This window comes from Limosilactobacillus urinaemulieris, from assembly GCF_932750685.1.
Taxonomy (GTDB): Bacteria; Bacillota; Bacilli; order Lactobacillales; family Lactobacillaceae; genus Limosilactobacillus; species Limosilactobacillus urinaemulieris.
This window is the reverse complement of sequence record NZ_CAKOBX010000006.1, coordinates 46830-58587: the sequence shown is the minus strand read 5'-3', so window position 1 is coordinate 58587 and position 11758 is coordinate 46830. Positions and strand designations below refer to the sequence as shown.

Below are 11758 nucleotides of genomic sequence, written 5' to 3'. Positions count from 1 at the left end.
CTTTGCGGTAGGATTAAGGGAAGAAGAACTTTTGGCTTGCACATGTCATTATTAATATGGTAAGTTAATATGGTTGTTAATTTGTGAAAGTTAAATTTCAATTTATCAGAAGGGAAGGTAATACGAATGCGATTACGCAAAGCTACCATGGAAGATCTGGATACAGTGATGGATATTCTTCGTGATGGTCGTAACCAATTAGCAGAACGAGGAATTGATCAATGGCAGGGTGATTACCCGAACGAAGAACACATTAAGGAAGATATTCAACACGGTTGGGCATACCTAGTTGAGTCAGACGATGACCAAACTGTAGGTGCCTTAGCAATTGTGGATGCTCCAGATCACTCATATGATGCTCTGGATGGCAAGTGGTTGCTAGATACTGATAAGTACCAGGTTATTCACCGGGTTGCGATTCATTCAAAGCATGCCGGTCATGGTTATGCCTCACGACTTTTTGAAAGTGTGATTGATTATATCAAAGAAAATCGGAAGGATATTAAGTCCCTCCGGATTGATACCCATGAAGACAACGAAATTATGCAACATTTGATTACCAAGAATGGTTTCACTAAAGTTGGTGAACTTCATGGTGTATACCGTCCTGAAGAAGAATCCTACGTTTACGAACTAGTGACACAAAAGGATTAAACAATTATAATCTGAGTCGAGGTTGTGACATAAGTCCTACTACTTCTTAGATAAAATACGAGTCCACAAATCAACTCCAGAGCCCGGTAAAGCCGAACTCTGGAGTTTTATTTTTTCTAAAGACTAGCTGCGCATCGATGGGGACGTGAAAATTGAATCATCATCTGGTTACATTGTAATGCATACAATTTAGTTCTTGTATGCATCCTGGTCGTTCGCTAAAATAAAAGGCAATTGATTTTATTCCGAGGGGGGGAGTAAGTAATGAGAAAGTTGGATGGTGAATTCCGCTTTGCACTAGAAAAATCAATGCCTGTCCTGTTTGGTTATGTAACCCTTGGTTTGGGATATGGCCTTTATATGCACAACCTGGGTTTTTCTTTTTGGTATCCGACATTGATGGCATTAACAATTTATGGGGGATCAGTTGAATTTGTGATTGCCAATATGCTAGTTCAACATTTCAACCCTTTAAATGTCCTTCTAATTACCTTGGTGATGGGCTTTCGCCAATCGTTCTATGCTTTATCAATGCTTAAACAGTATCGCCATGCTGGTTGGCGAAAGGTGCTGCTAATTTTTGGCTTGACTGATGAAACCTTTGTTATTAATCACTATACCAAGGTTCCTCAAGAAATGAGTCAAGTAAAGGTTAATACCTGGATCACGATCTTGGATTGGGGCTACTGGGTTCTCGGTGCTTTCTTAGGTGGCTTTTTGGGGAGTGCCTTACAACTTCAGGTAAAGGGGCTTGATTTCGTGATGACAGCTTTATTCATCGTTCTGGCATTGGATCAGTTCCTACAAGAAAAGAGTCACGTTAGCTCAATTAGTGGGATCTTAATTACCATCATTAGTTTATTAGCTGTTGGTAAGACGTACTTTTTAGTGGTGACCTTGCTCTTACTGGTTGCAGAATACTACTATTTAACAAAGCGACGAGCAAAGGGGGATGATTAAGGAATGACAGTTGTTCAGCAGGTAATTTCAATAGCAATTGCAGCAATTGCTAACTTCTTTACCCGTGTCGTACCATTTCTTGTTTTTGGCCGACAACGAAACGGCAAAGAAGAATTGAGTCCCTTTATTGAAGGTCTCGGGAATTTTCTTCCGCCAGCAATTATGGGAATGCTGGTGGTCTATTGTTTTAGAAATGTTCACTTCCTTAGTGGGAATTTTGGCTTACCGGAAATTATTGCCAGTATCATTACAATCCTCGTTCACTTACGAAAGCGAAGCATGTGTTTATCATTATTAGTGGGAACAGTTAGTTACATTATTCTAGTAAATTTTGTTTTCTAATTTGTTATTCTCGTAGTCCCAAGCTAAAATTTGGAGGTCAACGAATATTGTTGTTTTCGATGATCTTGTAGGTAAATTTAGTCAAGATGATGAGTCAATCAACGGCTTTCTTAATCTAGTTAAAACGCCAGATACTGCGTTGTTGCAGTATTACCTTTAAAATAAAAGAGGGCGGAAAAAACGTTAAGTTTTTTCCGCCCTCTATATATACTTAGTGATCTCCGAACTTAGAGAATCTAATCGCGGGAATTAACTGAGGGACTCGAGCCTAACTACGAACGACTTTGATGATTTCATCATCATTCATCGTTCTAGGTTAGTCAACCGTCCCTCTGAGAAAGTTAATTCCCAGCTTCATTGTCTGGCGTTATTTTGATATTCTAACTTTTTATTTGGTGATAAAGTTTCCTGCTGAGAATAAGAGAAATCAAGAGGAGGGCCAGGCAAAAAGCAAATCCTGATTGAATTCCTAAATGGGAGGTTGAACTATGAACAAGATGGTTTACAATTCCGACAACAGAGACAATCAGTGCAGTCCCAAATGCTGCTGCAATCTGTCGCAAGGTGTTAAAACAAGCCACCGCATCAGGAACGATTTCGTTGGGTAAAAGGGAAAGTGCCTGTGTCTGAAGCGGGATCAACATGGTTACTAGTCCAAATTGGCGCACTGTTTGGAACACCGTGATAATAACCACTGAGCTTCGGGCACCAATCATTGCCTGTCCGGTTGTTCCAATAATATCAATTAGGAGACCAGCACCAACGAGCCATTGAATAGGGTAGCGATCATAGAAGCGACCGCTAGTTGTTGATAATAGTCCTGTAAGAATTGCTCCAGGAAGAACAGCAATTGCAGAGATCACGGTGCTTTCTCCAAGAACAATCTGAACCAGTAATGGGATCAAGATAGCATTGCCGTACATTGTCGCGGTAATTAGCATATTAATGATGGTTGCCAAGAAAAATTGGCGGTGTTCAAAAACGCTAAGGTTAATCAATGGGTGAGTACTTCTTCGTTGATTAAGATAAAAGATAATAATGAATACCAGCCCAATAATTGCCATCCCACCAACATTAAACGATAATAACGGATAATTAGAGACGTTTGAAAGTCCCATTAATAATGACCATAAGCCAAGAGTAATTACCGTAAAACCTAAACTGTTAAATTGAGGGAACTCATTGTGGGGAATATAAGGAAGCATCCAAAGAGACAAAAGTAGTGTAATTACTGCAAAGGGGATAATCAAAATAAATAGGTATCGCCATGAGAGGTAGTCAAGCATAAAACCTGATACTGCAGGGCCAAGGATTGGTGCACAGTTAAATGCAAGACCAATGATTCCCATTATCCGTCCCTTCTTCCCGGGAAGAGCATAGCGGATTGCAAGGACGTTAACAAGAGGCATCATCATTCCAGCACCGATTGCTTGGATCATTCGTGCAATTACTAGAAGGTTAAAGGAATTTGCTAACCCGCCAATTACGGTTCCGCAAAGGAAAATTCCCGTAAAGAAGATAAATAGCCATTTAAATGAAAATCGTTTAATCAGGTAGGAACTAACCGGAATCATTAACGCATTGACTAACATATAGCCATTCGTTACCCATTGAACATGAGCTTCACTAATATGGAAAACGTCCATAAATGTTGGCAATGCAATATTCATTAGGGTTGAACAAAGGATTCCGAAGAAAGTTCCAAAAACCATTATAATTAGGGCACGCCTAATTCGCTGGTCGCTCAAGAACATCGACTCCTTTTTGTGAAAATTAGCATAACTAATGCAGTAGTTTAGCAGATCTTGATCTAGGTCACAATAAGTATTTGGATTAAACCAGAAATTGTTTGACGCTTTTTATCGACAGGTGTAGATTTTAAATTGAGGTGAGGACATGGAAGAAAAAACAGATATTACTCCAGCAGAATGGCAAGTAATGCGGATCATCTGGACCCTCAGTAAAGCAACTAGTACCCAAGTAATTGAAATCCTTCAACAAAAGGTTGATTGGAAACCAGCGACAATTAAGACATTGCTCCGGCGTCTGGTGGAAAAAGGAGCACTAAAGACAACCCGTCAAGGTCGTGGCTTTATCTACTCCCCATTAATTAAGGAGCAGATTACCATGAATGAAGCTGCAGATCAGTTATTTAACAGCATTTGTGAGATGCATGTGGGTGCTACGCTTAGCCACGTAATAGATGGTGCCGTTCTTAGTCGAAAGGATATTGAACAACTCCAAAATTTATTAGTCGAAAAGAAGAAAACCGCTCCGGAGAAAGTTGAATGTAATTGTGTTCCGGGGATGGCAATGGATTGTGAGTAAGGAGGAGCTTATTAATGGCTGAAGAGACAGTACCGTCCCCAAGAAAACGTCTTCGGCGGATTATGCAGGTAATGCGTCAGTATCACTTTCTAAGTAATTTTTACCATCAAAAAAATCCAGAAGAGGTTTGTCAGGCGTTAGAAGAACTCGGCCCAACCTTTATTAAAATGGGGCAAATTCTTTCTACTCGTGCGGACTTGGTAAGCCCAGAATATATAAGGGCTTTACGAAAGCTTCAGGACAATGTTCCGGCTGATAGTTTTACAAGTGTCAGGAAGACTTTTGAGACCGAGACCGGGAAAAAGATCAGTGAGGTTTTTAAAACATTTGATCAAGAACCGTTTGCTTCAGCCTCGATCGGTCAGGTTCACCATGCTGAATTGAAAAATGGAACGCCAGTAGTTGTTAAAATTCAGCATCCGGATGTTACCAAATTAGTAGATACGGATTTAGCGCTCTTAAAACGAGCAGTTGAACTATTAAAATACGTTCCAACTGGAATTACCGTTGTCGATCCTGTAAAAATTTTCAACGCTTTAAGTGATTCACTAAGGAATGAAATTGATACAATTCAAGAGGCGAAGAATGGGATCGAGTTTTACCGTCTTAATAATGACCAGTCGATTATCCGTGTTCCTAAGGTTTACTTCAAATACTGTGCGCCTAAAATCTTGGTTAATGAATATATGCCCGGGAAGAGTATTAAGTACCTGGCTAACACTCCATTAAGTGAGGAGCCCGAACAAGCAAGAGCTCAACGCCGGATTCGGCATGAGATTGCTCAAGTATTAGTTAAAAACTTCCTTAAGCAAGTCTTTGTCGATCACTTTTTTCAGGCTGATCCGCACCCCGGTAATATCCTAATTCGTCACTTAAACCAGGATGAAGCCCAAATGGATCAGGTTGAGTTAGAAAAGAAATTAGAAAAGCAGATCGGATCTACTAAAATCGGTTATCAACAAGGGAAGACCCTTCCCCCATACCGGGTTATCTGGATTGACTTTGGAATGATGGGAAGAATTTCGCCAGTAACTGCGGATGGAATTGCCAAGATTGTATTAGCTGTTAATTCACAGGATATTCATGAAATCGGTCAATCAATTATTCCAATGTGTGAACAAGTGGGCCCGCTTGATGAGCAGAAGTTTTATCGGGAACTTGGTAAATTCCTTCGACCGTACTTGAATGCAGGTCTTGCTGAAATTAATTTCACTAAAATGCTTTATCAGATTGTTCAGCTATGTCAAAATAATAACCTTCAGATTCATTCCCAAGTAACAATGCTAGTACGGGCATTTGGAATCTTAGAGGCAATCATTGCTAAGCTTGACCCTTCACTTTCAATGCTGGAAGTTGCTCGACCATTCGGCAAGCAGTACTTGAAGCAGCATTTTGATTTGCGTACTCAATTAGATAATAGTTTATGGAGAAGCTATCGTGCTGTGAAGAATATTACTCAAATGCCAGGAAAGCTAAATACCTTTTTTGATGCAATTAGTGATGGAAATGCTCAAATCAATTTTCATTATGCTGACCAGGAAAAGCTAATGAAGTGGCTTAGCCGAATTGTTAACCGGATAATTATTGCAATTATTTTAGCGGCGATTATTGTTGGTTCATCGCTATTAGTGGAGGGTAGTACTGGTCATCCCCACATTTACCGCCTTGGTGTCTTTGGTTATTCATTAGCAATTATTATCATTGTCACAATGGCGGTTAGTGAATTGATCCGTCGTTACCGGAAGTATCGTCGGCAAAAAAGGGAGTACAGGCAGAAATGATTATTCTAATCCTTTCTTTACTAATCATTCTTTTATGGTGGCCTTTACCCAAAAAGAATGAGTGGGCGTTGTGCTGGACTGGCTTGCTGTTAATTTTGATTGGCGGACAGATTGGTTATCCGAAAGTGTTTACTGCATTTAGTTTAGGGGTTGCAAGCCTGTTAATCTGGTTGGAATCAATTAGGGCAATTCTGGTTCGACACTTCTCGACAGACGCGCAGTTGCTTAAGTATAATCAGAAGACATTTGTTTTAATGCTTTTAAACCTCTTTATCTGCTTACCACTATTATTTAAGCATCAAGGAGATTTTCCCTGGTTTAACCACCAGGTGATTTTGACCGCACTAATAGTTGATGGAATCACCACTCTTGGATTAGTAATCTTCTGGGGAGCAGTTATTACAATCCAACTCCTTTCAAGACCCGTTAAGGCTGATTATTTAATTGTCCTCGGTGCTGGTTTACGTCATGGTAAAGTACCGCCTGTTTTAGCAGCACGTCTTCAACAAGCCGTTGCCTGTTGGAATTCAAACCGTAACGCTACAATTATTGTTACTGGTGGTATTTTACGTGGCGAAAAGCTATCTGAGGCTAAAGCAATGGCAAAATACCTGACTACTCACGGAATTCCTCAAGATCGGATTGTCTTAGAAGAGCAAGCGATGAATACCTGGGATAATTTACAAAAATGCCAAAAATTATTGCAGAAGCAAGCTGAACCTAGGCAAAAAATTATCGTTGTAACTAGTTCATTCCACGTTTTCAGGGCTTATAATTATTTACGCAAGTTGAAGTTATACTGGTCGATTGTTTCTAGTAATACCCCATGGAAATTGCAGCCTTTAACTGTGATTCGGGACTACCTAGGAATTATTCGTGATCATTATCGTAGTTGGTTAGCCATCCTGTTTGTTCTCCTGGTTATTGTTGAGTTGCTTGAAAGATAAATAGTAAGAGACCTGGAAAGACAAAGTTTTCCAGGTCTCTACTTATTTGTTAACGTTTCCGAATTTATTCTGTCTAATTGACTAAATTAAGTTTATTTTTATTTATTTGCATAAACTGAAACTTCAATCAGGTTCTTATCGGGATCATGGACGTAGATTGAAGTCATTGCGCCTTCAGAACCTTGTTTTTCGACTGGTCCTTCGACAACGTCAACGTAATAACTGTTAAAGTGGTGAAGAATATCGTCGACCTTATCTCCAGCAACTAAGCAAAGATCAGCTGCTCCAATGGTTGGGTGGCTAGCTACCAATTTAGACGGTCGGTCAGTTTTTTGCAGCCGAATAAGCTGGTGACCACACCGGAGGGTAATTACATCATCATCACTTTGCTGATCAATTACTGGCATATCAAAGACTTCATGGTAAAAGCGCATGGACTCTTCAAGATTACTAACGGTCAATACAATATGATCGATTCTTCGCATTTTCATAATTGATTCCTCTTTTCTCGGCTATTATTATACGATGTTCCGTTTTAGATTGGCAAACAGGAATTCGAAGCGTAAAATCGGTTGATGGAAATGGAGGATAAAAATGAAAATAAAAAATTTAGTTGCGGTTGTTGTCTTTGCTTTCTTTGGCGGTATTTTTCGCTATCTGTTCAGCTTTAATTTAGGTGAATGGGGGATCATGATCGCTAACCTGGTTGGTTGCTTTCTGTTATCATTTCTTACCTATTATGTAATTGAACGAGATCTTTTAGCTGGTTGGTTAAACTTAGGATTAGGAACGGGACTGATAGGGGCCTTTACAACTTTTTCATCATTTACTACTAGTGTCCTCAACCTTAGTAAAAGCAATTTTTGGGTTGGCAGTGGTTACTTTCTTGTTAGTCTTTTAGGTGGCTTTTTTGCGGCCCTTATTGGTTTTATTTTGGCGCAATTGTTGGTGAGAATGGAGGAAAATAAATGATTTTAGTTGGCTTTGGTGCGTCATGCGGTGCCCTCCTCCGTTACCTATTCACTTATTTGTGGAAGCGATTGCGAGTTGATTGGCCAGGAGCAACGTTATTGATTAACCTTACTGGTGCGTTTTGTTTAGGAATATTAATTCACCACTTTCCTGCTAGTCAGTTTACAATCCTTTTTTGGGAAACAGGATTCTTAGGTGGGTATACAACTTTCTCAACCTTAAATACTGAATTAATTGCAATGTATAATGATCATCAGTGGCTTAATCTAGTAATCTATGGTACTTTATCCTATCTTGGTGGACTTGGTCTTGCTTGGCTTGGAATGCAGCTTTGAAACTTTAAAGAAAGGGGAAAGGTCTTTTGAATAAGGCAGTACAATCAACGATTCCTGCAGAAATTGAAGTACGGGGTGGTCGTGTTCATAATTTGAAAAATATTAACGTTAATATTCCGCTACATAAATTTGTCGCAATTTCTGGTTTATCTGGTTCTGGAAAAAGCTCGCTAGCAATGGGAATCCTGTATGAGGAAGGTTCCCGGCGGTACTTAGAGGCTTTATCAACTTACACGCGACGACGGATCAAGCTGGGTGCCCAAGCACAGGTTGATAGCGTAAAACACATTCCATCAGCGTTAGCACTTCACCAACGACCAGCAGTGCCGTCCGAACGAGCAACCGTCGGGACAATGAGTGAGATTTTTAACGTAATTCGGTTAATTTTTTCTCGCTTAGGTTCACCTGTCTGCCCAAACGGTCACCGGTTAAAGCCAAACCTTAAGATTGCCCAGGCAATGAGCAAGTCTGGAGATGAAATGGGAGTTTTAACCTGTCCAGAATGTGGCGTAAAGTTCAATGCTTTTTCTGCTGAAGACTTTGCCTTTAATTCTGATGGTGCCTGCAAACGATGCCAGGGGACTGGTCGAGTTCGTGAGCTAGACGAGGAAAAGTTAATCGACGATGAGAATTTAACGTTGGATGAAGGGGCAGTTGCGTCATGGCACCTTCCTGGTCGAAATTTCATGCCTCAAGTTGCGGAGCAGGCTGGTGTACGGATTAACGTTCCCTATAAGGATCTCTCACCTAAGGAAAAGGATTTCGTATTAAACGGACCAAGCAAGAAGTATAAGATGGATTTCGTCTCAGGGACGGGCCGAGTTTTCCATGACTTTAATGCCTTGTATGAGAATGCTCACGAGGCTGTTCTTGAATCGGCAAAGACAAGTAAGAGTGCTCGGGCACAGCAACGAATTAACGAATTCTTTCATTCATCCGTTTGTCCTGTTTGTCATGGGACTCGGTTGCGGCCGGAACTCTTAACCCAACTAGCTGGTGGTAAAAATATTGCGGAAGTCACTGATTTAACGCTTGGTGAACTTGATCTATGGAAACAAAATGTTTTAAGTGAATTACCAGCGAACATGGATAAAATGGCAACTGCGATTTTTAAGCAGTTTGATGACAACCTCCGCCCATTGTTGGAACTTGGTTTAGACTACCTTGCTCTTTCACGGAACGGTAATACCTTATCAACTGGCGAATTACAGCGAATTCAATTATCACGGACATTACGGACGCAAACAACAGGAGTTTTGTATGTTCTGGATGAACCGTCAATTGGTCTCCACCCTGATAATATCAATGGTCTTCTTCATGTATTCCACGAACTGATTAAACAAGGCAATTCACTAGTGGTAGTTGATCATAATATTGATATTATCGGTGCTGCAGATTGGGTGATTGAGATTGGTCCTGGCTCTGGTGCCGAGGGAGGAAAGGTGATTGACCAGGGAACTCCTGCAGAATTAAGGAAGGAAGCCGATTCCTTAATTGGACCATTCTTGAACGGAAAGGCACAGATCAAGGTTCGTAAAACGACAAGTAAGAAGGCTACTTCTGAAACTAATTTTACAGTCAGTGACTACTTTAACCTTAAAAACGTTACAGCCACGATCCCAACGAACCAGATTACCGCAGTTACCGGATTTTCGGGTGCGGGAAAAACTAGTCTGATCCTTGATAGTCTAGTACCAGCCTTAAAAGCTCAAGAGAAGGGGGGGTCACTTCCAAAACAGGTCGATAAATTAAGTACCCCAATTAAAAGTGTTGTCAGTGTTGATGCTGTTCCGGTGGGGAAGAGTACCCGCTCTACAGTTGCAACGTATACGAGTATCATGGATAATCTCCGGCGACTTTTTGCGGCTCAACCGGCAGCAAAGGAGAAACACTGGACTGCGAGTTATTTCTCTTACAATAATAAGCAAGGTGCTTGTCCGAACTGCGGTGGAACAGGGATCGTAACTCTTGATATACAGTACTTACCAGATATGCAACAGGTTTGTCCCGTTTGTAATGGTGACCGGTATAATAAGGAAATTCAACAAATTAAGTGGCACGATTATTCAATTGTTGATTTATTAAATCTTGATGTTCGCCATGCAATTCCAATATTTAAGGATGTGCCGAAAATTCAACGTGAATTAAAGCTTCTTGACGAAGTCGGCCTTGGTTATCTTCATCTTGGTGAAAGTACGCCAACACTTTCCGGTGGAGAAGCTCAGCGGTTAAAGCTTGTTAAGCATTTGAATCGTCAGCAACAAACAACCCTGTTTGTCTTCGATGAGCCATCGGTTGGTTTACATCCCCTTGATGTTCAGGTTTTGCTTCAGGTGATGCAACGCCTAATTGATCGGGGAGCAACGATTATTATCATTACCCATGATGTCAATTTAATGGTAAATGCTGATTACCTAATTGATTTAGGACCTCGTGGGGGTAAAAATGGTGGACAAATTGTTGCCCAAGGTCACCCGGCTGATCTGATCCATGCTCCACGGAGTTTAACGACTCAGTACCTTGCAGAATTTATTAGTCGCTTTCATGATTAAAGGGAGTGAAACAGAACTAGCTCGCTAGTTCGTTTTTGAACCCCCGTCGACGCGTAGCTAGTCTTTAGAAAGCACAAATAGGGATTCAGTGTTTGGATTTTCCGAGCACTGAACCCCATTTGTGTATTGCGTCAATTATATTTTATCTAGGTAATATAACTTATGTTACAGCCCTTTAATTAGTCGGTTTCTAATCGTTTCTTATGTACTTCATCAATTTTTTTCACAACAAGGTAGATCCCAATAAGAACTAGAATACAGATAACAACGCTAATGATTCGTTTGAGATTGCCGCGGAAGATCGCATCCCCACCAAAGGCATAGAGGAAGGATGTTGGCGCCATTCCTACCAGAACCATTGCCATGTATTGTCGCCGGTTGACGTTTAACTGAGCACCGGCGTAATTAACAAGGATGCTGGGAATAACCGGGATCATAAAGCCGATCGTCAGGCCGATAAGGGGATGCTTTTGGTGCATTAATGACTTAATTAGTTTGTGCTGCTTAACCTTTTTTGAAAACTTAATTTTTCTGATCAAGCTCATTACAATACAGTTTCCAAGAACATTTCCCATCCAGTTAATAATAAAGCCAAAGAAAGGACCGTAGCAAAGTCCCGAGAGGATACAAATAACTGAGTTTGAAAGGCCGGGAATAGAGTTTAAGATCGCGATTAAGCCAAGGAGAAGTAGAGAATTAGCAATTCCGTGGGCCCTAATCATGTGAAGGAGAATTTCTTTTTCGTGTGGTACGGGATGGATCAGAAGATCAATTTCAGGTTTATAGTTCTGATAAACAAAAATAACAATAATAATTGCTAAGAAAACCCCTAGGGCGATTAGCAATTTTTTGTTAAGAGTCTTTTTTTTCATTATCTACTCTACTTT

At 40.5% G+C, this 11758-nt stretch carries 12 protein-coding genes; 9 read left to right on the top strand and 3 right to left on the bottom strand.

The window, feature by feature from the left end; translation table 11 throughout:
* The first annotated feature begins 126 nt into the window (after positions 1-126).
* From MR181_RS05575 to MR181_RS05565, 3 genes are all read left to right on the top strand, one after another.
* A complete protein-coding gene (locus tag MR181_RS05575; protein ID WP_242335875.1) occupies positions 127-654 on the top strand; it encodes a GNAT family N-acetyltransferase in 528 nt (175 codons plus the stop codon).
* Between the two features lie 264 nt (positions 655-918).
* A complete protein-coding gene (locus tag MR181_RS05570; RefSeq protein WP_242335872.1) occupies positions 919-1614 on the top strand; it encodes an AzlC family ABC transporter permease in 696 nt (231 codons plus the stop codon).
* 3 nt (positions 1615-1617) lie between these two features.
* Positions 1618-1956 (top strand): branched-chain amino acid transporter permease, encoded by a 339-nt coding sequence (locus tag MR181_RS05565; protein WP_242335869.1) that lies wholly within the window; start codon positions 1618-1620, stop codon positions 1954-1956.
* Between the two features lie 380 nt (positions 1957-2336).
* Here MR181_RS05565 and MR181_RS05560 read toward each other — a convergent pair whose 3' ends face one another.
* Complete coding sequence (locus MR181_RS05560; protein ID WP_242335866.1) at positions 2337-3704, bottom strand: DHA2 family efflux MFS transporter permease subunit; 1368 nt, start codon at positions 3702-3704, stop codon at positions 2337-2339.
* Between the two features lie 148 nt (positions 3705-3852).
* On the opposite strand from MR181_RS05560, the gene MR181_RS05555 reads away from it, so the two are divergent.
* From MR181_RS05555 to MR181_RS05545, 3 genes are read left to right on the top strand one after another with little or no spacing between them, the layout of a single operon-like run.
* Positions 3853-4284 carry a CopY/TcrY family copper transport repressor gene (locus MR181_RS05555; protein ID WP_242335863.1) on the top strand — a complete coding sequence of 144 codons (432 nt, stop codon included), beginning with the start codon at positions 3853-3855 and terminating at the stop codon, positions 4282-4284.
* A gap of 14 nt (positions 4285-4298) precedes the next feature.
* Positions 4299-6065: an ABC1 kinase family protein gene (locus tag MR181_RS05550; protein ID WP_242335860.1), complete on the top strand. Its 1767-nt coding sequence runs from the start codon at positions 4299-4301 to the stop codon at positions 6063-6065.
* Positions 6062-7012, top strand: coding sequence for a YdcF family protein (locus MR181_RS05545; RefSeq protein WP_242335857.1), 951 nt, complete (start codon positions 6062-6064; stop codon positions 7010-7012). Before MR181_RS05550 ends, MR181_RS05545 begins: the two co-directional genes overlap by 4 nt.
* Before the next feature lie 98 nt (positions 7013-7110).
* Here MR181_RS05545 and MR181_RS05540 read toward each other — a convergent pair whose 3' ends face one another.
* A complete protein-coding gene (locus MR181_RS05540) occupies positions 7111-7503 on the bottom strand; it encodes a VOC family protein (RefSeq protein ID WP_242335853.1) in 393 nt (130 codons plus the stop codon).
* A 103-nt stretch (positions 7504-7606) separates the two neighbouring features.
* Between MR181_RS05540 and MR181_RS05535 the strand changes: the two genes are divergently transcribed.
* Genes MR181_RS05535 through MR181_RS05525 form a run of 3 tightly spaced genes read left to right on the top strand, consistent with a single transcriptional unit; the run spans position 7607 to position 10871 of the window.
* A complete protein-coding gene (locus tag MR181_RS05535; protein WP_242335851.1) occupies positions 7607-7984 on the top strand; it encodes a fluoride efflux transporter FluC in 378 nt (125 codons plus the stop codon).
* Positions 7981-8319 (top strand): FluC/FEX family fluoride channel, encoded by a 339-nt coding sequence (locus tag MR181_RS05530; RefSeq protein WP_242335848.1) that lies wholly within the window; start codon positions 7981-7983, stop codon positions 8317-8319. Before MR181_RS05535 ends, MR181_RS05530 begins: the two co-directional genes overlap by 4 nt.
* 26 nt (positions 8320-8345) lie before the next feature.
* Positions 8346-10871 carry an excinuclease ABC subunit UvrA gene (locus tag MR181_RS05525; RefSeq protein WP_242335845.1) on the top strand — a complete coding sequence of 842 codons (2526 nt, stop codon included), beginning with the start codon at positions 8346-8348 and terminating at the stop codon, positions 10869-10871.
* Positions 10872-11050: 179 nt separating this feature from the next.
* On the opposite strand, the gene MR181_RS05520 is transcribed toward MR181_RS05525, so the two are convergent.
* The gene (locus MR181_RS05520) at positions 11051-11743 is read right to left on the bottom strand and encodes a TVP38/TMEM64 family protein (RefSeq protein ID WP_242335843.1); all 693 of its coding nucleotides are present in this window, start codon (positions 11741-11743) and stop codon (positions 11051-11053) included.
* Positions 11744-11758: the final 15 nt, after the last annotated feature.

Coding starts and splice junctions, on each gene's coding strand:
- MR181_RS05575 (WP_242335875.1), top strand. CDS start 127: ATGCGATTACGCAAAGCTACCATGGAAGATCTGGATACAGTGATGGAT.
- MR181_RS05570 (WP_242335872.1), top strand. CDS start 919: ATGAGAAAGTTGGATGGTGAATTCCGCTTTGCACTAGAAAAATCAATG.
- MR181_RS05565 (WP_242335869.1), top strand. CDS start 1,618: ATGACAGTTGTTCAGCAGGTAATTTCAATAGCAATTGCAGCAATTGCT.
- MR181_RS05555 (WP_242335863.1), top strand. CDS start 3,853: ATGGAAGAAAAAACAGATATTACTCCAGCAGAATGGCAAGTAATGCGG.
- MR181_RS05550 (WP_242335860.1), top strand. CDS start 4,299: ATGGCTGAAGAGACAGTACCGTCCCCAAGAAAACGTCTTCGGCGGATT.
- MR181_RS05545 (WP_242335857.1), top strand. CDS start 6,062: ATGATTATTCTAATCCTTTCTTTACTAATCATTCTTTTATGGTGGCCT.
- MR181_RS05540 (WP_242335853.1), bottom strand. CDS start 7,503: ATGAAAATGCGAAGAATCGATCATATTGTATTGACCGTTAGTAATCTT.
- MR181_RS05535 (WP_242335851.1), top strand. CDS start 7,607: ATGAAAATAAAAAATTTAGTTGCGGTTGTTGTCTTTGCTTTCTTTGGC.
- MR181_RS05530 (WP_242335848.1), top strand. CDS start 7,981: ATGATTTTAGTTGGCTTTGGTGCGTCATGCGGTGCCCTCCTCCGTTAC.
- MR181_RS05520 (WP_242335843.1), bottom strand. CDS start 11,743: ATGAAAAAAAAGACTCTTAACAAAAAATTGCTAATCGCCCTAGGGGTT.